General features: G+C 67.5%; 24 protein-coding genes. 14 read left to right on the top strand and 10 right to left on the bottom strand.

What is annotated here, in order from left to right; all coding sequences use genetic code 11:
• Nucleotides 1-40 precede the first annotated feature (40 nt).
• The 3 genes from ACFY2X_RS37785 to ACFY2X_RS37775 all read right to left on the bottom strand — a co-directional run bounded on the left by ACFY2X_RS37785 (nucleotide 41) and on the right by ACFY2X_RS37775 (nucleotide 4,277).
• Nucleotides 41-2,506 carry a hypothetical protein gene (locus ACFY2X_RS37785; protein WP_389947888.1) on the bottom strand — a complete coding sequence of 822 codons (2,466 nt, stop codon included), beginning with the start codon at nucleotides 2,504-2,506 and terminating at the stop codon, nucleotides 41-43.
• 104 nt (nucleotides 2,507-2,610) lie between these two features.
• The gene (locus ACFY2X_RS37780) at nucleotides 2,611-3,531 is read right to left on the bottom strand and encodes a hypothetical protein (RefSeq protein WP_389947887.1); all 921 of its coding nucleotides are present in this window, start codon (nucleotides 3,529-3,531) and stop codon (nucleotides 2,611-2,613) included.
• 35 nt (nucleotides 3,532-3,566) lie between these two features.
• Nucleotides 3,567-4,277 (bottom strand): CAP domain-containing protein, encoded by a 711-nt coding sequence (locus ACFY2X_RS37775; RefSeq protein WP_389947886.1) that lies wholly within the window; start codon nucleotides 4,275-4,277, stop codon nucleotides 3,567-3,569.
• A gap of 408 nt (nucleotides 4,278-4,685) precedes the next feature.
• Here ACFY2X_RS37775 and rplM point away from each other — a divergent pair, with 408 nt between their 5' ends.
• The 3 genes from rplM to glmM all read left to right on the top strand — a co-directional run bounded on the left by rplM (nucleotide 4,686) and on the right by glmM (nucleotide 7,077).
• Entirely contained in the window at nucleotides 4,686-5,129 is a 444-nt protein-coding gene (rplM, locus tag ACFY2X_RS37770) for a 50S ribosomal protein L13 (RefSeq protein WP_389947885.1), read from the top strand.
• 69 nt (nucleotides 5,130-5,198) lie between these two features.
• On the top strand, nucleotides 5,199-5,720 hold the full coding sequence (gene rpsI, locus ACFY2X_RS37765; RefSeq protein WP_389947884.1) for a 30S ribosomal protein S9: 522 nt from the start codon (nucleotides 5,199-5,201) through the stop codon (nucleotides 5,718-5,720).
• A gap of 1 nt (nucleotide 5,721) precedes the next feature.
• On the top strand, nucleotides 5,722-7,077 hold the full coding sequence (gene glmM, locus ACFY2X_RS37760; protein WP_389947883.1) for a phosphoglucosamine mutase: 1,356 nt from the start codon (nucleotides 5,722-5,724) through the stop codon (nucleotides 7,075-7,077).
• 88 nt (nucleotides 7,078-7,165) lie between these two features.
• On the opposite strand, the gene ACFY2X_RS37755 is transcribed toward glmM, so the two are convergent.
• From ACFY2X_RS37755 to ACFY2X_RS37730, 6 genes are all read right to left on the bottom strand, one after another.
• On the bottom strand, nucleotides 7,166-7,882 hold the full coding sequence (locus tag ACFY2X_RS37755) for an ABC transporter permease (protein ID WP_389947882.1): 717 nt from the start codon (nucleotides 7,880-7,882) through the stop codon (nucleotides 7,166-7,168).
• Between the two features lie 2 nt (nucleotides 7,883-7,884).
• On the bottom strand, nucleotides 7,885-8,799 hold the full coding sequence (locus tag ACFY2X_RS37750; protein ID WP_389947881.1) for an ABC transporter ATP-binding protein: 915 nt from the start codon (nucleotides 8,797-8,799) through the stop codon (nucleotides 7,885-7,887).
• Complete coding sequence (locus tag ACFY2X_RS37745; protein ID WP_389947880.1) at nucleotides 8,796-9,737, bottom strand: ABC transporter permease; 942 nt, start codon at nucleotides 9,735-9,737, stop codon at nucleotides 8,796-8,798. Before ACFY2X_RS37745 ends, ACFY2X_RS37750 begins: the two co-directional genes overlap by 4 nt.
• Entirely contained in the window at nucleotides 9,730-10,635 is a 906-nt protein-coding gene (locus ACFY2X_RS37740; protein WP_389947879.1) for an ABC transporter ATP-binding protein, read from the bottom strand. The genes ACFY2X_RS37745 and ACFY2X_RS37740 overlap by 8 nt, the downstream gene beginning before the upstream one ends.
• Before the next feature lie 84 nt (nucleotides 10,636-10,719).
• Nucleotides 10,720-11,679 (bottom strand): DUF389 domain-containing protein, encoded by a 960-nt coding sequence (locus ACFY2X_RS37735; protein WP_389947878.1) that lies wholly within the window; start codon nucleotides 11,677-11,679, stop codon nucleotides 10,720-10,722.
• A gap of 23 nt (nucleotides 11,680-11,702) precedes the next feature.
• Nucleotides 11,703-12,584 (bottom strand): LysR family transcriptional regulator, encoded by an 882-nt coding sequence (locus ACFY2X_RS37730; RefSeq protein ID WP_389947877.1) that lies wholly within the window; start codon nucleotides 12,582-12,584, stop codon nucleotides 11,703-11,705.
• 414 nt (nucleotides 12,585-12,998) lie between these two features.
• Between ACFY2X_RS37730 and ACFY2X_RS37725 the strand changes: the two genes are divergently transcribed.
• The 3 genes from ACFY2X_RS37725 to cutA all read left to right on the top strand — a co-directional run bounded on the left by ACFY2X_RS37725 (nucleotide 12,999) and on the right by cutA (nucleotide 14,434).
• On the top strand, nucleotides 12,999-13,499 hold the full coding sequence (locus ACFY2X_RS37725; RefSeq protein ID WP_389947876.1) for a DUF1772 domain-containing protein: 501 nt from the start codon (nucleotides 12,999-13,001) through the stop codon (nucleotides 13,497-13,499).
• Nucleotides 13,500-13,651: 152 nt separating this feature from the next.
• On the top strand, nucleotides 13,652-14,041 hold the full coding sequence (locus ACFY2X_RS37720) for a VOC family protein (RefSeq protein ID WP_389947875.1): 390 nt from the start codon (nucleotides 13,652-13,654) through the stop codon (nucleotides 14,039-14,041).
• A gap of 57 nt (nucleotides 14,042-14,098) precedes the next feature.
• On the top strand, nucleotides 14,099-14,434 hold the full coding sequence (cutA, locus tag ACFY2X_RS37715) for a divalent-cation tolerance protein CutA (RefSeq protein WP_389947874.1): 336 nt from the start codon (nucleotides 14,099-14,101) through the stop codon (nucleotides 14,432-14,434).
• Here cutA and ACFY2X_RS37710 read toward each other — a convergent pair.
• Nucleotides 14,397-15,728 (bottom strand): XRE family transcriptional regulator, encoded by a 1,332-nt coding sequence (locus ACFY2X_RS37710; RefSeq protein ID WP_389947873.1) that lies wholly within the window; start codon nucleotides 15,726-15,728, stop codon nucleotides 14,397-14,399. The genes cutA and ACFY2X_RS37710 overlap by 38 nt on opposite strands.
• Before the next feature lie 349 nt (nucleotides 15,729-16,077).
• On the opposite strand from ACFY2X_RS37710, the gene ACFY2X_RS37705 reads away from it, so the two are divergent.
• The 8 genes from ACFY2X_RS37705 to ACFY2X_RS37670 all read left to right on the top strand — a co-directional run bounded on the left by ACFY2X_RS37705 (nucleotide 16,078) and on the right by ACFY2X_RS37670 (nucleotide 21,921).
• Nucleotides 16,078-16,308 carry a hypothetical protein gene (locus tag ACFY2X_RS37705; RefSeq protein WP_389947872.1) on the top strand — a complete coding sequence of 77 codons (231 nt, stop codon included), beginning with the start codon at nucleotides 16,078-16,080 and terminating at the stop codon, nucleotides 16,306-16,308.
• Nucleotides 16,305-16,712 carry a hypothetical protein gene (locus ACFY2X_RS37700; RefSeq protein WP_389947871.1) on the top strand — a complete coding sequence of 136 codons (408 nt, stop codon included), beginning with the start codon at nucleotides 16,305-16,307 and terminating at the stop codon, nucleotides 16,710-16,712. Before ACFY2X_RS37705 ends, ACFY2X_RS37700 begins: the two co-directional genes overlap by 4 nt.
• A 29-nt stretch (nucleotides 16,713-16,741) precedes the next feature.
• The gene (locus ACFY2X_RS37695; protein WP_389947870.1) at nucleotides 16,742-16,987 is read left to right on the top strand and encodes a hypothetical protein; all 246 of its coding nucleotides are present in this window, start codon (nucleotides 16,742-16,744) and stop codon (nucleotides 16,985-16,987) included.
• 206 nt (nucleotides 16,988-17,193) lie between these two features.
• Nucleotides 17,194-18,522 carry a hypothetical protein gene (locus ACFY2X_RS37690; RefSeq protein WP_389947869.1) on the top strand — a complete coding sequence of 443 codons (1,329 nt, stop codon included), beginning with the start codon at nucleotides 17,194-17,196 and terminating at the stop codon, nucleotides 18,520-18,522.
• Between the two features lie 21 nt (nucleotides 18,523-18,543).
• Entirely contained in the window at nucleotides 18,544-19,749 is a 1,206-nt protein-coding gene (locus tag ACFY2X_RS37685; protein ID WP_389947868.1) for a metallophosphoesterase, read from the top strand.
• Nucleotides 19,746-20,285: a dCTP deaminase gene (gene dcd / locus ACFY2X_RS37680; protein WP_389947867.1), complete on the top strand. Its 540-nt coding sequence runs from the start codon at nucleotides 19,746-19,748 to the stop codon at nucleotides 20,283-20,285. Before ACFY2X_RS37685 ends, dcd begins: the two co-directional genes overlap by 4 nt.
• Nucleotides 20,282-20,824: a hypothetical protein gene (locus tag ACFY2X_RS37675; RefSeq protein ID WP_389947866.1), complete on the top strand. Its 543-nt coding sequence runs from the start codon at nucleotides 20,282-20,284 to the stop codon at nucleotides 20,822-20,824. Before dcd ends, ACFY2X_RS37675 begins: the two co-directional genes overlap by 4 nt.
• Nucleotides 20,821-21,921, top strand: a complete 1,101-nt coding sequence (locus ACFY2X_RS37670) for a glycosyltransferase family 4 protein (protein ID WP_389947865.1) — start codon at nucleotides 20,821-20,823, stop codon at nucleotides 21,919-21,921. Before ACFY2X_RS37675 ends, ACFY2X_RS37670 begins: the two co-directional genes overlap by 4 nt.
• Nucleotides 21,922-21,925 lie beyond the last annotated feature (4 nt).

Genomic DNA, 21,925 nt, shown 5'->3' with positions numbered 1-21,925 from the left:
CCCGCGCCTTCCGGCCGCGCCGGGCTCGGCTTCCTCTCCGTCAACTCGTCACGCGGCGTTCGACCACCTTGGCGGTCTGGTCGCGGAAGGCTCCGCTGACCTTGCCGAGGCCCTTCTCCTTCGCCGTGGGGGTGTGCCCATCGCTGTAGGTGGCGTAACTGAACACGATGTAGCGTCCCCACACCAGGCCCGCCGCGTAGCCGCCCGCGATGTGCACGCGCTCGGCCCCGGTGCCGGGAGTGCCTGGCAGGCCGCGGAACCACAGGTTGCTGTTGAGGTTCTTGGCCCGATCGGCCTCGACCGCGGACTCACGGGTGGGCAGTACGGCGATCCCCGTGGTCACGGCGTACTTCCGCTTGCTGTCCACATACGTGGCCCGCAGCACCTGGCGGCAGTCTTTGCTTTTCAGCATGCTGGCGAACTTCCCGGCCGCCGCCTCCTGGCACTGCTGGGTGACGTCGGTCTTGACCCGGACGAACGTGACCCCGGCCAGGGTCACCTTCTTGGTGAAGGCGTCGGCCACGGTCATCTTGCCCGGGTCGGTCTGCTCGGAGTTGAGCATGTCGGCGTTGACCGGGTCGGGCCCGATCGGGGTCTCCGGATCCTCCGTCGGCTCGACCGGCTCGGAACTGGGAACCGGGCCGGCCACGCTCGCCGGCTTCTTGGCGATGAACGACTGGTAGGCGTAGAAGGCGCCCGCGCCGATACCACCCACCACTACCGCCGCCACGGCGGCGATGACCAACGTCTTGCTCCGGCTGCGGACCGGCTGAGCGGGCGGGGGAACCGCGGCCGGGATCGCGACCCCCGAGGGAGGCGTGAACGGACCGCGCATCCTCGCGGCCTCGGCCGTGGAAGCCGGTTGCTGGGCCGGAGATGCTGCCGGGACGGGCGAGAACGACGGCTGCGATATCACCGCTATCCCACCGGGCGGGGTCGCCTGGTCGCCCGGAGGCGGCTGCTCCGACGGGAAGGCTCCTGCGGTGGCCGGCTCGGGGAGCTGCGACGGAACAGGTGACGGCGCCACCCCCTGGGCGGCGGGTTCGGAGGAAGACGGCGGCACCGGCGGCACCGGCTCCGCCTGGGAGACCGGGCTCTGCGCGGCGAACGCGGGCCCCGAGGACTGGGCACCCGGCTCGGGCGATGGCAGCGGACCGAGGGCCTGCGCGTCAGGTCCGGGGGACGGCGCCGGATTCGGGCCGTGGGCGCCCGGCCCCGACACCGGGCCGGGAATCGGGCTCGGTCCCGACACCGGACCGGAGATCCGGTCCGATTCGGGTGCCGCCGGGCCGTGGGCGCCCAGCCCCGGCACCGGGCCGGGGATCGGGTTCGGCCCAGACGTCGGGTTCGGGATCTGCCCCGGCTCGGACGCCAGGCCTGAGGCCGGGCTCGGTTCGGGCGCCAAGCCGGGGATCAGGCCTGCTTCGGAAGGTGACCCGGGAGCCGGGGTGCGCTCCGGTCCCGGGGGCGGCGTCGGATCAGGGGTGTATCCGCCCGGTTCGAAAGTCGGCGCGAGGCCCACCGGCTCCTGGCGAGCGAGCGCGGCGGGATCGGACGGCCGGATCCTGGCGGTGTCGTCGTCGAGACCGTCGTGGGGGACCATGTGCGCCGGCCAGATGGGGGCGTCTCCGGCTTCACCCGGACGGGCCGCCGTCTCCTCGTGGTCGGACCAGACCGGCTCCCCGGTGGCCGCGGGCCATTGCTGGACGCCGTGGGCGTCCGGACCGGAGGAGGGCCACACCTGCATGCCTGCGGCGGCGGCTGTGAAAGCGGGAGGCGGTTGCCACGGCGGGGCGCCAGGCACGATCGGCGCGGTGGACAGTGGCGGGTTGGTCAGCGGAACGGGTCCGGGTGGTGATGTGGGGTCACCGGCGGACGCCGGGCCCGACCACGCCTGCGGGCCGGACGGGTCGGAAACGGCGGGCGAGCCGGTCCACGGCTGGCCGGCCGGCTCGGTGGGCGCGGGCGCGGTCCACTGAGGGTTGGCTGGTTCGGCGGGCGCGGGCGTGGCCCACTGCGGGTTCGGCGGCTCGGTAGGAGCGGGCGCGGCCCATTGCGCGTTGGGCGGCTCGGCGGGGGCGGGTGCGGTCCATGCCGGGCCGGGGGCTCCCGGAGGGGGGCCGGACGGCCCCTGCGGGGTGGAGGAACCGGCCCACGGGGGCAGGTGAGGTTCTGGACGGGGAAGATCAGCCCATGCCTGTCCCCGCGGTTCCGCGGACACCGGATGACCGGGCCGCGGGGAACCGGGCCATGGGGTTGGAAGATCGTCTTCGGGGTCGGCGAACCAGTCGTAGGGGGCGCCGTCATCCCCGGGGACCGTCCACGGCTGAGCCGCGCCGGGCATCGGCTCTGGCCATGCCGGAGGGTCGTAGGGCTGATCGTCACCTGTGCGATCGGTCCGCGGCACGTGCGGCGAAGGCTGGCCGAAACTCGGCGGAGGCGTCGCCGGTGCGGCCGAACCGTCGGCTTCGCGTTCGTGCTCGGACCCGGATTCCTGGCCACGCATACGTGGAAGCGTAGCGATAGCCGGAGATCGTCATGCGGGTATGGGCGTTCCTGGCCGTATCGCCCGCCGGTTTTATGGCCGAAAACGCCCGGACAAATCGTTGGTCAGGGTCGCTTCCCGGTCAGCGAACGGGACTCCAGAGCGGGCGTGACGGTCGCGTCGGCGGCCCCGAAGGCCACCTTGTTGAGCTTCTTGACCTCGGTCTTTTTCGGAAGGTGTCCGTCTTTGTATTGGAACCAGACCATTACGGCGTAGTGTCCGTGCTTCCATCCGCCCGCGACCGCCTCGCCCGAGCCAAGAAATTTGGTGACTTTGTCCTTCCCCGGGAGCGGCTTCATGTATTCCTCGCGGGACTTGCCCGCTCCGATCGAGACGACCTTGGCGGCCGCCGCCACCGACTTGAGGTTGGCGACCCCCACGGTGCCGATGATCTTTCCTGAGGCGTCGCGGAAGCTGGCCCGCAGGAGCTGCGTGCACTTGCCTGCGGTGAGTGCCTTCTGCAACTTGCCGCCCACCACGGCGTCCTTGCACTTCTTGTCGGTCCTGCGGATGGTCATCAGATAGTTCTGACCGTCGATCGTCACCTTCTTGCGCTTGAACAGCTCGTTCAGCGTGAGGGAATGGGGGTCGGTGGTTCGGGAGGCGGTGAATCCGAACTTGCTGCCCGGCTGCCTGGCGGGCTCCGGGCTGGAGACCGGTGCCGGAGGGGCCGTCGCACCGGCCGTGGTGGCCTTCTCGGAGTTGACGAGCATGGCCAGGCCGACCCCTCCGGCGACCAGTACGCCGAGCGCGCCGAGCACGATGAAGATCGGCCGCCGGGAGCGCGGGCCCTCGTCGTAGGGACTCCACATGGCCTGCCGTGGTTGTTCCGGCGGTGACGGCTTCGTGGGTCTGGCGGCCGCCGCAGGCTGGGGAGCCTGGTCGGGCGGTGTGGCCTCGAACCAGCGCTCGCCCTGTGCGGGCGGCGGCGACGCGTCGGGCTGGACGTACGGCTGGCGGCGCGGTGGCTCTCCGGGAAAACCCATGCGCCGAGACTAGCCCCGTGTCAGGGCGGATTCATTCACGAGTAACCGAAGTCTTGCGTCCACCAGGGGCCGCCAGGACCTTCCATGGTCCCGACGCCGGTGGCGGTCAGCTCGCAGTTGAGGATGTTGCCCCGATGCCCCTTGTTCGCCATCCAGTTCCGCACCGTCTCGGCGGCCGACACGTAGCCGCGGCCGATGTTCTCCGCGCCGCCGTTGCGGTATCCGGCGGCCCCCATCCGGTCCCAGGGTGACGCGCCGTCGGGGGAGTTGTGGGAGAAGGTGCCGCTTCTCGCCATCTCGGTCGAGTGCTCCCTGGCCGATTTGACCAGCCGCCGGTCGACCCGGAGCGGAGCGCATCCGAACTTCCTGCGCTCAAGGTTGGTGAGCCGGACGAGCTCCTTTTCCATGGGGCTCAAGGGGGAGGAGACGTTGGCGGTGGTGTTCTCCCCCTCGTTTCCGTTGAGGACGTAGCGGGAGTCGTCGTCGAAGCCGTAGGCCGAGTTGCGGGGCGTCCGGGTGGTGCGTGCTCTGGGCGGCTTCGACGGTTTCGCGGTGGCGGTGGGGTGGATGACCCGGCCGAGCGGGGTGCGGCGGCCGACCTGGCCGGCGCTCTGGGCGCTGGGCTTGGGCTTGGCCGGTCCGGCGTTGTTCAGATAGATCTGGTTGGGCGTCTCCTCGGTGCGGCTTTCCCGGCCGATGAGGAACCCGAGCAGCAGCACCGTCACCAGACACGCGAACAGTCCCAAGCGGCGCAGGCTGGTCCGCTGGGTATGCCGGGGGTGAAGGAGCTGCCACATACCGCTGTCAAAGATAGAGATGTTTGCATTGAGGAAGAAGAGGATGTCGAGAACGTGTCGGAACCGTTCTGTGAAGGATGGGTGCGGCGATCTCGCAGTAGTCCCCGGCCCCAGGTAGAATGCCGGAGGAGCCGGTGAAGAGCCGGGTCTTTTTGACCCATGCCCTCCTGCGCCGGTATCCTCCTAGTTCGTTGTGTGCGAATTGGTCTCCTCAGCAGACCGATGCGCGGCGCGTCCGGCGTCATCTCCTGAATCTTGGGAGACGGAAGGTCCGGGCTGTCGTGTGCCCGCACCTACCGACCCAGTTGCTGTCACTTCCGACAGCGCCGAAGACGCGAGCAAAGAAGGCATACGACCGTGCGCACGTACACACCCAAGCCTGCCGAAGTCGAGCGTCAGTGGCACATCATCGACGCCACCGACATCGTGCTTGGCCGGCTGGCCAGCCACGTCGCGATCCTGCTTCGCGGTAAGCACAAGCCGACCTTCGCCAACCACGTCGACACCGGTGACTTCGTCATCATCATCAACGCCGACAAGGTCGCGCTGACCGGTAACAAGCTGGAGCAGAAGAAGGCTTACCGTCACTCGGGCTACCCCGGTGGTCTGCGTTCGGTGACCTACGGCGAGCTCATGGACAAGCGTCCTGAGCGCGCCGTCGAAAAGGCCGTCAAGGGCATGCTGCCGAAGAACGCCCTCGGCCGGAAGATGATCAAGAAGCTTAAGGTCTACGCCGGCTCCGAGCACCCGCACCAGGCGCAGCAGCCGGTGCCCTTCGAGCTCACCCAGATCGCCCAGTAGTCGCTAGCTGCTTATCGCCAGCAGCGTTGGCCGACGGCCGACGCCAAGTAGGAAAGTTTGAGGAGAACCGTGGCTGAGCCCACCGGTGTCGAGACGCCCATCGAGGGCGAGCAGGAAGCTTACTCCCTGGAGGACTTCCCCTCCGAGTACACCTCCGAGTCCGCTGCCAGCAGCGAGGCCGCTGTCCGTAAGCCCATCACCATGGGCAACTCCTACGGCACGGGCCGCCGCAAGGAGGCCGTCGCCCGCGTGCGCATCGTGCCGGGCACCGGCAAGTGGACGATCAACGGTCGTCCGCTTGACGTCTACTTCCCGAACAAGGTCCACCAGCAGATCGTCAACGAGCCCTTCGTGACGCTCGGCGCCGAGGACCAGTTCGACGTCATCGCCCGCATCGACGGCGGCGGCGTGACCGGCCAGGCCGGCGCCCTGCGCATGGGTCTCGCCCGCGCGCTCGCCATCCTGGACGTCGAGGTCAACCGCCCGCCGCTGAAGAAGGCCGGCTTCCTGACCCGTGACGCTCGCGCCACCGAGCGTAAGAAGTACGGTCTCAAGAAGGCCCGTAAGGCTCCGCAGTACAGCAAGCGTTAAGTTGGGGCGCCTTTTCGGCACCGACGGGGTACGTGGGGTCGCTGGTCGCGACCTCACGGCCGAGCTCGCCATGGATCTGTCCGTGGCCGCGGCTCATGTCCTCGGCGACGCCGGGGCGTTCAACGCCAGCGTCGGGCGGCGCGGCCGCCCGATCGCCGTCGTAGGCCGGGACCCGCGGGCTTCAGGAGAATTCCTGGAGGCCGCAGTGGTCGCCGGCCTTGCGTCGTCTGGCGTGGATGTTCTCCGGCTCGGCGTGCTGCCCACCCCGGCGGTCGCTTATCTCACCACGGCTCTCGGAGCCGACATGGGCGTGATGATCTCCGCCTCCCACAACCCCGCACCGGACAACGGGATCAAGTTCCTCACCCGTGGCGGCTACAAGCTGCCCGACGCGGTGGAGAACGAGATCGAGCAGCGGCTCGGCGAGAAGTGGGAGCGCCCTGTCGGCGCTTCGGTCGGTCGCGTGCGCGAGGCGTACGGCGAGGCCGACCGTTACGTGTCCCATGTCCTGTCCACCGTGTCGGGCCGCCTGGACGGCCTGAACGTGGTCCTCGACTGCGCCAACGGTGCCGCCCACATGGTGGCTCCCGAGGCGTTGCTGCGGGCCGGGGCGACGGTGGAGTCCGTCGGGGCCCGCCCCGACGGACTCAACATCAACGCCGGGGTCGGCTCCACCCACCTGGACAAACTCCAGCAGATCGTGGTCTCCCGCAACGCGGACGTCGGGATCGCCTACGACGGGGACGCCGACCGCTGCCTGGCGGTCTCGCACACCGGCGAGGTGGTCGACGGCGACCAGATCATGGCCGTGCTCGCCATGGCGATGCATGCCGAGGGCAAGCTGGCGGGCAACACCGTGGTCGCCACGGTCATGTCCAACCTGGGCTTCAAGATCGCGATGAAGGACGCGGGCATCGACGTGATCGAGACCGCCGTGGGTGACCGCTACGTGCTGGAGGCCATGAAGGCCGACGGCTACAACCTCGGCGGCGAGCAGTCCGGTCACGTCATCATGCTCGACCACGCCACCACCGGAGACGGGCTGCTGACCTCCCTCCACCTGCTGGCGGTCATGGCCCGCGAGGGCAGGTCGCTGGCGGAGCTCGCCTCGGTGATGACCCGGTTGCCACAGGTCCTGATCAACGTGAAGGACGTGGATCGGGCCAAGGCCTCGGTTCCGGAGCTGTCCGCGGCGGTCGCCGCTGCGGAGGCGGAGCTCGGGGAAACCGGCCGGGTGCTGATCCGGCCCAGCGGCACCGAGCCGATGATCCGCGTCATGGTCGAGGCCTCCTCCGCCGAGCAGGCCGAGCAGACGGCGGGTCGCCTGGCAGAGGTGGTCCGTACGGCCTGCGTCTGAACCACCACCCGAGCACGGCCCGCACTTCGGTGCGGGCCGTGCTTTTTTCATGGCTTTCCGTGCAGGCGGGGTGTTTCACCCCGTGGGTTCACTCGTCGCCGGTGAGAGAGAAACCCCGCAGCCGCTGGCCGGCCCAGACGACGGCTCCGGCGGTGACGACGGCCAGCGCGGTGGCGGCGAAGCCGAGCGTGATCTCGGTGGAGAGGAACGACGAGGACGACACCTGGTCGGCGACGGTCTGGGCCCACTGCTGGATGGAGAACTTGCGGGCGCCCGGAACGAAGTTGCCGACCGCGCCCTCCCAGATGAGCGCGTAGGCGATGCCGATCGTGACCGCGTGCCGGGTCAGGATGCCCAGCAGCATGAACACCGCCGCGTATGCGACGCCGCCGACGAGGGAGCCGAGGGCGAAGCCGTACGCGATCCCGGATTCGAGGTCGACCAGCAGGTAGGCCGCGATGAAGGTCGGAACGGCGGCGAACAGCGCGAGCATCGAGACGGCGACGAGGAACTTGGTCTGCGCGATGACCGGGCGGGAGATCGGCTTGGCCAGCAGGTGGATGATCGTGCCGTCGTCGATCTCGGGGGCGATCACGCCGGTTCCCGCGATCAGGCCGAGCAGCGGGAGCATGGTGCCGATGGCGAAGGTCCGCATGAGCGTGACCGTGGCCGCCTCGCCGCCGCCTTCGATCACCCGCAGCAGTACGGCCAGGCCGATCAGCACCATGGGCAGCATGACCAGAAGCCAGATCCTTCTCCGGCCGAGCAGCGCGCGGTAGGAGATTCCAGCGATGACACCGTTCATGCTCAGCTGCTCCTGTTGATCAGGTAGGAGAAGACACTCTCCAGGTCTTCGTCGGCCGGGGAGATCTGCCAGACCCGGACCCCCGCGTCCCTGGCGACCCTGGGCAGCAACCAGGTGAAGCGCCGGAAGTCGGCGGCCCACACCTCCAGTCCCGTTTCGGTGAGCGAGACCGAGTTGGAGGAGGCGTCGGAGATCAGAGCCGACGCCAGGCGCCGGTCGTCGCTGGAGCGGATCCGGAACACGTGGGGCCGGTCGGTCATCCTGCGGCGGATCTCGCGGAAGTCACCGGAGGCGGCGTGGCGGCCGGAGACCAGGACCTCGATGTGCTGGGCGACGCGCTCCACCTCCTCCAGGATGTGCGAGCTGAACAGGATGGTCTTGCCCGCGGCGCCCATGCCGCTGACCAGGTCCATCAGATGCATGCGCTGGCGCGGGTCCATGCCGTTGAAGGGCTCGTCGAGCAGGAGCACCTGCGGGTCGTGCACGAGCGCGGCGGCGACCTTGATCCGCTGGCGCATGCCCTTGGAGTAGGTCTCGATCCTGCGGTCCTTGGCGGATTCCATCTCGACCAGGGCGATCGCCTTGCGCGCGGCGTCGTCGGGATCGGGAAGGCGGTGGAGCTTGGCGCTGGAAAGCACGAACTGCCAGCCGGTGAGGAAGCCGTAGGTGGCCTCGCGCTCGGGGACCAGGCCGATCGAGCGGTAGACCTCGTGGTTGCGCCAGATCGTCGTGCCGTCCAGGGTCACGGTGCCGCTCGACGGAGCGAGGAATCCGGCCATCATGTGCAGGAGCGTGGACTTGCCCGCGCCGTTGGGGCCGAGCAGGCCGGTGACGCCGGGACCGATGGTCATGGTGACGTCGTTGACGGCGACCACGTTGCCGTACCAGCGAGAGACCTGAGCCAGTTCGATTCTCATCGCGAGGCCGCCTTCCGGTAGCGCAGGATCAGGGCGGTCACCGACAGGGCGATCAGCCCGATCACGAGCAGGATCGCCGCGGCGACGCCCGTCCCCCCGGGGTAGACGGTGGGCGCGGAGGGCTTCGCGTCGAAGATACCGACCTGCACCGCGGCGTCCACGAGGAAGAACGGATTGATCATCCAGGCCCACCCGGCGGCGGTGTAGTTGTTCACTTCCTCCATCATCGCGGCGACGGCGGTCGAGACAGCCGAGGTGAGCAGGTAGAACGCGATGATCGAGGCCACGCCCAGGCCGCGCCTGGGGGTGAAGGACGCGATCGCCACGCCCAGGCAGGCCAGCAGCAGCGCGTAGACGACGGCTCCGGCCATGCTGGTCAGGTAGCCGGCGGTGTGCGGCGGCCCCGGCAGGTCGACGATCAGCTCTCCGGCGAACAGCACGGTCAGCGGGACCGCGAGCAGCAGGAACATCGCCGCGGTCATCGCCGCGAGCTTCGCCCCGACGTAGTCGGCCGACGTCACCGGTCGCGACAGGTAGAGCGGCAGTACCCGGAAGCGCAGGTCGGGCGCCACCGCGTACGGCGACTGCGAGGCCAGGAAGATCGCCAGCACCGTCTGCATGGTGACCGCGTACGAGGTGTAGGACATCATCTCCCGCTTGGCCAGCGCCATGATCGCGATGGAGACGACCGCGGGCAGCAGCATGACGCCTACGAGCAGGAACGGGATGATCTTCGAGCGTGCCGTACGGCCCAGCCCGAACACCCCGCGCAGGCTGTGCGCGATCAGCGCCATGACGGCATGGCCGCGACCGGCCCGTACCCCGTCGTAGTGGCGGTATCCGATGTCGTGGATCACGCCCGTGGGCTCGAAAGGCCGGTGCGGGCCCGCCGGGCTCCCGTAAGGGGTCGTGGGCGCGGCAGGTTGCTTGTCAGACATTTGCGGGCTCCCGGAACACGTCCTCGATGCGCTGGCGGCCCTGTTCCATGCGGACGAGGCAGAGGTTGAGATCGCAGACGGCGTCGCGGAGCGTGTCGAAGGTCTCCGGCGCGCGGACCTGGACCAGGAGCATCCGGCCACGCGAGGTGACGGTCTCGCCCAGCTCGGTGAGGCGGGCCGCCAGCGTCTCCTGACCCTCCTCCACCTCGACCGTGACGGTCTGGGTCGTCTGGGTGAAGTCGGCGATGGACGAGGAGCGCAGCAGCTTGCCGCCGTCGATCACGATGACGTGGTCGCAGACCCGCTCCAGTTCGCCCAGCAGATGCGAGGTGACCAGCACGCTGATGCCGAACTCGGTGCCGATCCTGCGGATCAGCGTCAGCATCTCGTCGCGGCCCTGCGGGTCCAGCCCGTTGGTGGGTTCGTCCAGGAAGACCAGACGCGGGTCGTGCACCAGCGCCTGAGCCAGCTTGACCCGCTGCTTCATACCGGTGGAGTAGCCGCCCATCGGGCGGTAGCGCTCCTCGTAGAGCCCCACGTGGCGCAGCACGTCGGCGGCTCGCTCCCGGGCCGCCGTGCGCGGCAGGCCCGACATCCGGCCCATGTGCACGGTGAATTCGGTGGCGGACAGATCGGGCGGCAGGCAGTCGTGCTCGGGCATGTAACCCACCACCCGGCGGATCTCGGCGCCCTTGGTCGTCACGTCCATGCCGAGCACCTGAGCGCTTCCGCCGGATGGTTCGAGCAGGCCCAACAGGATCTTGATCAGGGTGGACTTGCCCGCGCCGTTGGCGCCGACCAGGCCGGTCACGCCGGGGCCGACGGTGACGGTGAGGTGGTCGAGCGCCGTCACCCGGGGGAAGCGTCTGGATAGTCCCTCGGTGGCGAGGATAGTCATGTTCGGACACTATCCACCGACTGCCGTGAATTCCTCCGTCCAGCGAAGGAACCTTCTCTCCTCCGAAAGGGCAGGACGCGGGTCCTATCGGAGCCTGGAACCGCGTGGCGGTCCGGCCGGAAGTCGTACGCCGAACCGGGACCAGTAGGCCTTTTGGACGATCAGGGTCAGCGTGCCGGAGATGATCATTCCTGCGATGTTCACCGCGAGCTGGGCGACCGAACCCGCCATGTCGGCCCAGCGGCCCAGCGCCGCGGCGACCGCGAAGTATCCGGCGGCGGGAACCGTGGTCACCGAGATGAAGACGCCGACCAGGGCCGAGGACTTGCCGGCGGTGAACGAGAGCACCCCGGCCGCGCCGGCGAGCAGCGCCACGATGAACGACCACTTGTCGGGCTTGACGATGAACTCGATCTCCTCGTGGCCGAGCAGCGTGGACTGGCCGATCCAGCCGAGCCAGCGGGACACCAGGGCGCAGGCGAAGGTGATCGCGATGGCGGTGGCGAAACCGATGGCCAGCGTGCGCAGGGCGCCGGCGATCAGGCGCCAGTTGCCGCGCAGCAGGCCGAAGCAGATGGCCGCGATCGCCCCGAACTCCGGACCGAGCACCATCGCGCCGACGATGAGGATCGGCGAGTTGACGATCACGCCGATCCCGGCGATCTGCGTGGCGATCGCGAGGAAGGCCAGGAAGGCCCAGGTGAGCCGGATGTCGCCGCCGGTCCGCTGGGCGAGGTCCGCCCAGACGACCGCGTCATCCGCTTCGCCCGGTGCCTCCTCCTTGGCGCGGTCGGCCGCGTTCGAGATCGCCAGGTCGACCTGCTCGGCCGAGATGGAGCCGTCATCGCTCAGGCCGAGCTGCTGCAGCCGATCGATCACCTCGTTGGCGGCCTCCCGCGCGACGTCGAATTGCACCAGATCGCCTTTGGGGGAGCGGGCCGCGCCGGGAAGCACGACGAGGTTGGTCACGCCGACGGCCTCGTCGAGCAACCTCAGCACCTCGTCCGTGCGCTCCGGCGGACCGATCACGCGTAGATGCAGCACATGCCAACCATAGAAGTCGTGGCTCAGCGATGGGCGTCGCGGGCCGCTTGAGCGAAGGCGCGGACGAGGCCGGTCTCTCCGGCGGTGCGCCAGACGAGTGCCCACCTGCCGGGCGGGGCGTCGCGGATGGGCAGGTAGACGACGTCGGGGCGCACGTAATAGCGGCTGCCGTGGGCGAACACGGGAGAGACGGCCTCTCCTGCGGAGATGAGGGCGAGCATCTCCTGGAAGGTGGAGACGGCCGGCCCGCGCGGGATGGGCCGGCCGCTGGGCGTGTGCCAGGGCGAGACGGCCGCCTCCCAGTAGGTGGGGATGGGCGGGTCGACGCGGAAGACGACGCAGTCGCCGAGGTCTTCATAGGAGACGGAGTCACGGTCGGCCAGAGGATGGTCGGACGCCAGGGCGAGCACGATGGACTCGGTGAGGATGACGGGTCCCACGGTGAGGTCGGGCTCATGGATGGGGAGCCAGGCCATCTGGATGTCGACCTCTCCGGCGCGGAGCGGACCGAAGGGGTCGCTGAAGTGCGCCTCACGAATCTGCAGCACGCACTCGGGATGGCGGGACCGGAAGGTGCCGAGGATGTGCCCGATCTCGTGGCTGAGGGGGCCCATGATGCCCAGGCGCAGCGTGCTGGCCTGTCCCCGGGCGGCCAGGGTGGCCCGTTTCAGGCTCTCCTGCAGGCTGCGGTAGATCGGGCGGAGCTCCTCGAAGAGCCGCTCGCCGATCGGCGTCAGCCGCACGTTGCGGCTGGTGCGCTCGAACAGGGTGGTGCCGATCTGCCGCTCCTGCTTTTTGATCGCCTGGCTGACCCGTGCCTGGGACACATGCAACCGTTCGGCGGTCCTGCCGAAGTGCAGCTCCTCGGCCAGTGTCAGGAAGATCTCGATATCTCGAAGCTCCAAGGCGATCCTTCTGGCCGATAACTTCCGGGTTATCGATTGTTGCAGGATAACGCGTTGTTCTGATCCACGATCACGCCCGATGCTTGACCGGCAACATCGAAGAGAAAGTTCACATGCGCAAGTTCACTCGCCACGCCTCCTCGGCCGTTGACGGCTTCGCCGTTCGCGGGGCGGTTCGGCTTCCTCCCGTTCGACGGCTCCTTCGGGCCCGGCCGTTTCGAGCCGCTCGATCCCGGACTCTCTGACGCCGACGTCTCGATCATGGCTTGTGCCAGAAACCCCCCGGCGTGACTCCGCGCCGCCGTCGTGTCCGGAGAAGCCGTCGTGTCCGGAGAATCCGGGGACGGCTGTTCCAGGATGTCGCCGGTTCCCCCCGAGACACCGCCGCCACCCGCACCTGAAGGGATACAACGCGTGAAACTGCTCCAGACCCTGTCGCTCATCGCCGCGACGCTGACCACCGGGCTCATGGCCGGGTTGTTCACCAGCTTTTCCTACGCCGTCATGCCCGGCCTGAGCCGGGCCGGTGACCGGGCGTTCATCTCCGTGATGCAGCACATCAACAAGGCGATCATCAACGGCTGGTTCATGATCAGCTTCATGGGTGCCCTGGTGTTCACCGTGGCGGCCGCCATACTGCACTGGCGCGGCGGAGGAGGGCCGGCCCTGCCGTGGATCATCGCCGGGTTCGTCCTCTACCTGGTGATGTTCATCATCACCAGCGCCGTGAACGTCCCTCTCAACGACCAGCTCGCCGCCGCGGGCAACCCCCAGCACATCACCGACCTGGCCGCCGTGCGCGCCCAGTTCGAGGCTCGGTGGGTCTTCTGGAACGTCGTCCGCGCCGTGACCTCCACCGCCGCGTTCGGCTGCCTCATCTGGGCTCTGGTACTGCACGGCCGTACCACGGGCTGACCGGGTCGCCTGGACGCGGACGTCACCAGGCGACCGGGCCCGGGCGACCAGGGCAAGGCGGCGTTCCGCCCGCAGTTGCCGAAGCGGCGTTCCGCCGGCAACCACCGAAGCCAGGGCGAAGCGACGTTCCAGTAGCAACCATCGGAGCCAATTTGAACATCATCGCTTCCACCGTCTCCCTCACCGTCGACGACGTGGCCGCCTCCAGCCGGTTCCTCACCACCCATCTGGGCTTCCGGGAGGTGTTGGCCGCAGAGGGGTTCGTCTCCCTGGCCCGCGACGACGCCGCGGCCGACATCGTCCTGCTGCGGCGTGGCACCGAGGTGTTGCCCGAGGGGCTGCGCGACCAGTGCGCGGCCGGCCTCATCGTGGTGTTCACCGTCACGGGCATCGCGGCCGAGGAGGAACGCCTCCGCGCTGAGGGTGCCAACATCACCATGCCGCTGCGCACCGAGCCCTGGGGCGAGCGGTTGTTCCAGGTCACCGACCCCAACGGCGTCGTGATCCAGCTCGTCGAATGGATCGCTCCCGCCGGCGCCTGACCCGGAACCGCTAGAGGAGACCGGAGGAGGTGATCATTTCCGGAGTACGCTCAATGCATGTCCTCGCATGTTGAAGTTCACGTAACCGCCGGTTCCCTGGAAGAGGCCGAGAAGGTCGTTGTAACAGCAGTGCAGAGGCGCGTGGCAGCAGGAGCTCAGATCGCGGGCCCCATCACCTCCACCTACTGGTGGAAGGGGGAGATCCAGCACGCCAAGGAGTACTTGGTTCTCATGAAGACCACTCGGGCACGGTTGGATGATCTGGTGGCAGTGGTGAAGGCCGCGCACTCCTATGACACGCCGGAGATCGTCGCCGTTCCGATCGAGGGCGGCTTGGCCTCCTACCTCAGCTGGATCACTGAAGAGACGGCTGGACCTGCTTCGGACGCGTAGCGGCGTATTCGGTGCGGAACTCATACGCTGCCTGCGCCCGGGAGAGGGTGAGTTCTGCTGCCACATGGTCGAGCCGATCCCAGCCGAGGGGGAAAGCCATGGCTGATGTCGCCGCAAGAGACGTGCGTGCGTACTTCACGGCTTCGATCACGTCGCCCAGACGCAGGCGTGCGAGCGCCAGGTCGGCTTTGACGACACAAAGTTTCTTGATTTCGGTGTTGGGCCCGAGATGCATGGTGATCTCGTCGATGGCCCTGACGGCGTCGTCTTCGCGTCGCAGGCGTGAGTAGACGGACAACGTCATGGACGCAAAACGTCCAGGGTCCAGGAAGCAGGTCCAGGGGCGTGCGTTGATGTCTGCTTCGGCGTAGACCTCTTCGGCGAGATGGATCGACGTCAACGCGGTCTGGTGGTCTCCAAGCAGGGCTGTTTCTTCCGCATGGCGTGCCAGCAGCCATGCCCGTGTCGCGGGATCGGCATTGCCGAGACGTTCCAGGGCGGCGGTAGCCAGGCGAGCACCGTGCACGTTGTCGCCGCCGGTCATATAGGTGCGGTATCCGGCCATGCACGCGGCGATCGCATCATCCCCGCTGCGCCTTGCGGCGAGATTCGCCAACCGTGACAATGCTGCCGCCTGCGGGCCGTCTCCCAGCTCCCAGGCGAACCAGGCAGCCAGGATCGCCCCTTCCCCAGCAATCACCGCCAGACGCCGGCGCAGGTGCTCAGGCGGCCCGCTTTCGAGTAATGCGCTCACCTCGCCGAGATGAGTCATGAGCGCCGGGCACAAGGTTTTCGCCGGTAGGTGTTCCTCAAGCCGGTGGAAGCCTTTTGCCCGGTCCTCCAAGTGGCTGACAGTGGGGTCATCTGGTCGGTGATCACCCATCAGCGCACGCATCAGTCGTTCCGCCGGGTCCAGCACAGGATTCACTACCGTGGCTGCGGCAAGCTGTAGAAGGGTACGTCGGTCCACTCGTTGGCTGAGCCTTCCTACGGTCCACGAAAGCAGGAGAGGGTCGGCTTGAAGTTTCGCCTCGGCCTCTGATTCGCCGGGTTTAGCGTGCTTTTTCCATACGCGACGGTAGAGTTCGCCATACACCGGTCCGGGATGGTGGGTCCCGCTTTCGTGGTAACGGATTTCTCGAACAATCGAACTGCTGCTTGGCAGTTGAGCACGGAGTTTTTCGTCGGCGGCGAGCCTTAACTGTCTTGCCATCTCCTTTTGTGTCCAGCACAGACCTTGCCGCTTCATGCGGATCTCTTCTGCCCAAGTCGGGTTGCTCTCAGCATTGCTCACGTGGGGCCACCTAAGCGCCGTTGCCTGCGGTTTCTCCTCCTACCTCCTCTAGTCTCCTCCTGACATGGGCCAACTTTCAGGTGTTTACTTCCGATGATTAATCGTGCCCTCTGCAAGGCTTTTCGGAGCCCCTGATATCTCAGCCCTGAAAGTTTCACTCATGGCTACCCCCGTCACCATCACACCGACGACCATCCACAACCTGTACGGCGTTAATACGGCTACACCCTGCGACAGAGGTCTCTCCCGTACAGCGGGTTCCAGACGCTTCTTCCCTATCCCATAAAGCGGACCCGTCCGGCGCCGACAACGACCGGACGGGTCCTTGATCGCAAAGGAGCTGCGATCCATGAACGATGCTAGGGCCACAGTGTCCGAGCCGACGATTCCGGGCTGGCGGGTGATCCATAGCGATGCCGGGCGGTTCTGGGCCAGCCGTGTCAAGCCTTTCCCCGATGGTTTGGTGCGGGGTACAGGTCTGAAGCAACCCCCTTTCCGCACGGTGGATGCCGACACCTTCACCGACCTTCAGACCAGGGTCGCCGAGCAGGAGAACGCCGCCCAGGAGGTGACCTCGTGATCCGGCGGCGCCCTTCCCACGCTTCCGGACGACACCGCACCGGCCAAGCCGCCACCGCCGTACACCGCCGCCTGTGGGACGGCCCAGCCCGTGCCGAAGCCGAGCGGCTGGACCGAGCGTGGGAAGGCTGGACCATCTTGTACGGCGCGCACTCCCGCCTCTTCTACGCCATTGCGGCCTGGCCGACACCCGAACCAATGATCGTCCAGGCGGCCACCTCCGAGGACCTCGAAGCTCAGATGCGCGGGATGGCCATGACCTGGGCCGTCCCACAGGCGCCCGCCACCGGAGTGAGCGCCTTGGTCTTCCCCAAGCAGGCGCGGCGGACGCCCCGTTTCCCCAGTACCCGCCGCGCCGCGGTTCCCGCGCAGGGCCCGCGTCATCCCTACCGGGGTATGCGATGACCGGTCCCGAGATGAGTGTCCTGGAAGGGATGCTCATACCGCGAGAGCGACGCCAACTCGCCGCGCTGGAGCACACCTATCCCGGCTGGGAGATCGATCAGGACGTGCCCGGCCAGTGGAGAGCCGTCCGCCGCGGTCCCGTGACTCGCGCCGAGGCGGATGTCGGGGTCGAGCGGGTCATCGTCCGAGCCTTACCCGAAGCGCTCGCCTCGACCCTGGCCATCCAGGTCGAGCGGGCGCACAGGTCGCGAGCCCGGCGGACCTTCACCCCATGAGCTGGCGCGGCGGCACGGTGTCCCCCGTCCCGCGCTGCCGCGCCGTCCACTCCTCGGGCGGCTCCCACTTCCCAGGGCCGTCCGAGGTGCAAATGTGACCACACGCTTCGGACCGAGGAGCGTGATCACTGGTCGCCCTGATAATGCCTCCGTTAAGGGTCTTCTCCAGCGGGGGTGCCATCAGCCTTTCAATGAAAGGACCCACGATGACCCACGTGACCGGATCTGCTCCCATCACTCGTTTCCCCCTCGGCTTGGCCGTACGTGGCGGGCAACAGCTATCGGGAACAGTGGCGGTAGACGGCTCGAAGAACGCCGCGCTGCCCCTGGTGGCTGCTGCCGCTGCCCTCGGCCAACCTGTCACCCTGAGCAATCTGCCTGCCTCATCCGACGTTGCCGCAATGACACGCTTGATTCAGGCCGCCGGAATCCGGACCGAAACGCTTCCCGATAACCCCAGCGTGCTGCATGTCATCCCCGCCGCTGATCAGGTGAGCGAGGTGGATCGCGCGTTGGCCGGCAGTATCCGCGCCTCTTACTACCTGGTGCCCGCCCTGCTGGTATCTGGTCGGGCTGAGCTGCCCTGGCCCGGCGGATGCAGCATTGGCGATCGCGGCATGGAACTGCACTTCACCGTCTACGAGGCGTTCGGCGACACCATCCACTCCTGTGAGGCGGGCTACCAGATCACTGCCAGCCGAGCGAAGTTGCGCAAGCAGGTGGAGATCAAACTGCCCTTCCCCAGCCGGGGAACCACCGTGGTGGCGTTGCTGCGTGCCCTCGTCGCCCGCCGTCCGCTGCTTTTGCACACCCCCAACACTTCCCCAGAGGTGACCAGCCTGGTCCAGGCACTCGGCCACGCTGGCCACGAGGTGACCTACCTGTCCAGCGGAGAGCTGTCCTTTCTACCCGGCATCCCTTCTCCGGCCCGCTGGCAGATACCAGGAGACAAGATCGAGGCCGGGACACTGTTGTGCGCGATGGCCGCCACCGGAGGACATGGCCGCATCATCGGAGCTGATACCGCGCACCTGAGACCACTGCTGGACCTCCTGGACGAGCTGGGCTTTCCTCTTTACGCCACCGGCTCCAGAGTCGAGTTGTCCGGGCCGGCCGCACTGACCGGTGCGTCAATGAACGCTATTGCCTCCCTCGCTTCCCTGGCGTCTGACTCGTGCCTGGATGCTGATTTCGAGCCGCCGCTGATGGCCCTGGCTCTCGGCCTTCCCGGGAACCACACCTTCGCCGACGAGATTAATCCCGGACGACACGCCAACCTGCTGCCGCAGTTACGCCGTCTCGGCGCGGACATCACTGAGACCTCCGCGACCGCCTGCCATCTGAACGGCCCACAGCGTCTGACCGGAGCCGAGGTTCAGGCCACCGACATCCGTACCGGCTCGGCGCTGTTGATCGCCGCGCTCACCGCGGACGAAGTCAGCACGCTGACCGGCCTGGGCCAGCTTCAGCGCGGTCACGCCGACCTGCCCGGCAAGCTCCGCATGCTGGGCGCGGACATCACAGCCCTGGTGTAAGCCATGGCTACGATGCGAGCCGTGGAGGCCATTCTGGTCACCACCGATGTGCATTCGGCACTGGACAACCCAGTCCCCATGCTCGCCCACCTGCATCAGGTGCGAGAACGGATGCTGGTGGCCGACTGCGGTGACTTCTTCGAGGGCAGTGGTTACTACACCCTCGGTGGCGGAGTCGTGGAGCGGCGTCTGCTGGCGGGCCTGTATGACGTGATCGCCCCGGGAAATCACGGCTGGCACCACCACCTCAAGCCCGACTTACGCCCTCTGACGGTGTGCGCCAATGTCACCGATCTTGCGGGGAATATGCTGTTTCGGCCCCTGCGCGAGGTGAACATGGCCGGGCGGCGGGTCGCGATCAGCGCGGTCATCGGAGAGCAAGCCTTCGCGGCCGTCCCCGCCGCCGAGCGCGCCGATGTTTGCTTTCATGACCCAGCCCACGCTCTCCGACGTCTAATGGGCGCCCATCGCGTTGATGCGTGGATCGTGCTGAGCCATTCCGGCTATATCCATGACCTGCGACTGGCCGAAGCATGTCCGGGACTGGATGTGATCTTCGCCGGGCACTGCCACAGCGACCGCTACCAGCCCACCGCCGCCGGTACCGCATGTGTGGTCAAGGGCTATGAGCTGGGTGTCGGCTACGCCCTGGCCACTCCCAGCTCGGCCGGCTGGCAGGCCAGCGTGCACCGCTTCCCACCCGTCGACCAAGTCCCTTCCACCTTGAAATCGGTGGTCGCACGGATCGACCGGATCCGCCGCCAGCTCGCCGCCCCACTCGGCCCACTCGCCGGAGCATTCCGCGACCGGCCGCTGGATCTTCCAGCGTTGCTGACGGCTGCTGCCGAGGACCTGCGCGCACGCACCGGCACTGACGCCGTAGTGCTGAACCAGACCTGCGTGCGAGCCACCAACCTGAGAAGCGACTTGACCATGGGCGATCTGCTTCAGATCGAACCCTTCGGCAACCAGCTCATCACTGTGGTCGTACCGGAGCGATTCATCGACGACCCGGCCGCGCTACTAGAGATGCTCACTGACCGGGCAGGCCCGATCATCACCGATCCCGCCCCACTGCCGCCACGCCTGCATCAGATCCTCACCACCGGCTATCTGGCCACCAATTTCCTACACCCTGATCAATCGCCGCACAGCGGGTCTCGGCTTGCCGAAGCCCTCCAGCGTGTACTGACCGGCGACTTCTCCGAGCGACAAGGAGACAGATGATGATCCTCACCGGCCCGGAAATCACCACGGCCGTCGCTGACGGCAGAGTGTGCATTGACCCCTTCAACGTCGGTCAGGTCAACCCCAACAGCTATAACGTGTGCCTGGGCGAGACTCTGCTCATCTACACCGAACGAGTCATCGACGCCTGCCGTCCCAACTCGACCCGCACTCAGCGCATCCCCGACAGCGGATACGAACTCCAGCCCGGTGAGCTCTACCTCGGCCATACCCAGGAGCGTGTCGGCTCCGACATCTTCGTGCCGCTGCTGTTCGGCCGCTCCTCAGTGGGACGTCTCGGCCTGTTTGTCGAGATCACCGCACCCGTCGGTGACATCGGCTTCCACGGCCAGTGGACGCTGATGCTCTCTCCCGTACGCCCCCTGCGAGTCTATGCGGGCATGAAGATCGGCCAGATCATGTTTTTCGTCTCGGTTGGCCCCGTTGATCTCTATCACGGCAAATACCAGGCCGCTCGCGGTCCGCAGCCCTCTGGGTACTGGCGTGACTCTGAGATACGGGTGGTGGCGTCGTGATCCTCACCGGGCCCGCAATCGCCGCCGCCGTCGCCGCGGGCGAGATTGCCATCGACCCGTTTGAGCCAGCCCGTCTGTCCCCGAACGCCTATGACTGGCGATTGGGCTCGACCTTGCGGATCTGTGACGGCGATCTGGACGCCGCCACTCCCACCGTCTTCAACGAGACCACTATCCCTGATGACGGCTTCGTCCTGGTCCCTGGGGTGCTGTATCTCGGCGTGACCCACGAGCGGACCGGCTCCGAACGCTACGCCCAGTTCCTCAATGGAGACTGCACCATCGGAGCTCTGGGCATCTGGGTTCATGTCTCTGCGCCGCTCGGCCACGCTGGCCACGCCATCCGCTGGACTCTGGAGATCCGCGTCGCCCGACCGGTGCGCGTCTATCCCGGAATGACCTTCGGCAAGCTGGTCTTCCTACAGACCTTCGGCGGCTCGTGCAGCTACCAGAGCACGGGTCGCAAATACCGGCATAGCGACGGCATCGATATCTCCCGCCTATATGAGGAAATCCAAGGAGAAGGAGAGCGCCCGTGAACGCCTCTGTCCTCACCGCCCTGGACCTTCCCCCGACCAGCCCCGGCGGAAGCGTTGAACTCCTGCATGACCTGTATACCGGTGCTCCTCCGCTGATCGACGCCCAGGTCTTCATGCTCACCCCCGTCGACAAGAACCCAGGTGCAGATGTCCCCGCCGGGCTACGCCTGATCACCGCGAGCGGCAAATGCCTGGACGGGCCACCGTTCTGGGACTACGTCAAGGCGCTGCGCCAGGCGCTCGCCACCGCAGTCGACCCGCGCGATGTGGCGGTGGTCCACCTCCAACACCTGGCCTTCGGCGCTACCCCGGCCCTGGTCGGCCTGCTACCTGGCCACCCACGGCTGGCCCTGGTCCACGGCACCGACCTGATCTTCGCCGCCGCCCATCCCACCCAACTGCGTGTCCTGCATGAAACCGTGGAGGCGTCCCGCGCCATTGTCGTCCCCACTGCGGCCATGGCTGATGAGCTCACCCGGCTCGCCCCGCACACCCGCCCAGAACGCATCGCACACATCCCCTGGGGCATCCCCGACCATCTTCTGCGCACCCCGCCTAGCTCGCGGCCTCGACGAGAAGGGCCGTTGCGGCTGCTGTATGCCGGCCGACTGACCCCCGAAAAAGGCGCCAACATGCTGGTCGGCACACTGGCCGCCATCGGCGGCCTACGTCTGAGTATTGCCGCCCCACCCAGCGAATACGCCGCGTGCGCGGCCGACTTGACCCAGGCAGGCTGCCACCTGACCTACCTCGGCTGGCTTCCCCGCGCCGAGCTGTGGCAGATCTTCCCCGACCATGACTTGCTCCTCGTGCCCTCCACCACACTGGAAGCCTTCGGTCTGGTTGCCCTCGAAGCACAGGCGTGCGGTCTGCCGGTGCTGTACCAGCCGGTGCCCGGCCTGACCGAGGTTCTGATCGACTCCGCCCTCCCCATCGACCTGACCGACTCTCGCGCCCTGGCCTCGATCCTCACCCGGCTCCAGAACGACCCGAACACGCTGGCAGACCTCCGCGAGGCCGGTCAGCGCAACGCTGTCCGCTTCCCGCTCAGCGCCACCGCGGCTGCGTTGAAAGCACTCAGCCAAGAGATCGCCTGACACG

Origin of the sequence: Streptosporangium sp. NPDC000396, assembly GCF_042898655.1 — a bacterium.
Lineage (GTDB): Bacteria > Actinomycetota > Actinomycetes > Streptosporangiales > Streptosporangiaceae > Streptosporangium.
Note: the sequence above shows the minus strand (reverse complement) of the source record. Positions and strands in the feature narration are given on the sequence as shown.

Bases quoted from the DNA above. Each gene is read 5' to 3' on its own strand.
- ACFY2X_RS37785 (WP_389947888.1), bottom strand. From the start codon at position 2,506: ATGCGTGGCCAGGAATCCGGGTCCGAGCACGAACGCGAAGCCGACGGT.
- ACFY2X_RS37780 (WP_389947887.1), bottom strand. From the start codon at position 3,531: ATGGGTTTTCCCGGAGAGCCACCGCGCCGCCAGCCGTACGTCCAGCCC.
- ACFY2X_RS37755 (WP_389947882.1), bottom strand. From the start codon at position 7,882: ATGAACGGTGTCATCGCTGGAATCTCCTACCGCGCGCTGCTCGGCCGG.
- ACFY2X_RS37750 (WP_389947881.1), bottom strand. From the start codon at position 8,799: ATGAGAATCGAACTGGCTCAGGTCTCTCGCTGGTACGGCAACGTGGTC.
- ACFY2X_RS37745 (WP_389947880.1), bottom strand. From the start codon at position 9,737: ATGTCTGACAAGCAACCTGCCGCGCCCACGACCCCTTACGGGAGCCCG.
- ACFY2X_RS37740 (WP_389947879.1), bottom strand. From the start codon at position 10,635: ATGACTATCCTCGCCACCGAGGGACTATCCAGACGCTTCCCCCGGGTG.
- cutA (WP_389947874.1), top strand. From the start codon at position 14,099: ATGTCCTCGCATGTTGAAGTTCACGTAACCGCCGGTTCCCTGGAAGAG.
- ACFY2X_RS37705 (WP_389947872.1), top strand. From the start codon at position 16,078: ATGAACGATGCTAGGGCCACAGTGTCCGAGCCGACGATTCCGGGCTGG.
- ACFY2X_RS37695 (WP_389947870.1), top strand. From the start codon at position 16,742: ATGCTCATACCGCGAGAGCGACGCCAACTCGCCGCGCTGGAGCACACC.
- ACFY2X_RS37690 (WP_389947869.1), top strand. From the start codon at position 17,194: ATGACCCACGTGACCGGATCTGCTCCCATCACTCGTTTCCCCCTCGGC.
- dcd (WP_389947867.1), top strand. From the start codon at position 19,746: ATGATGATCCTCACCGGCCCGGAAATCACCACGGCCGTCGCTGACGGC.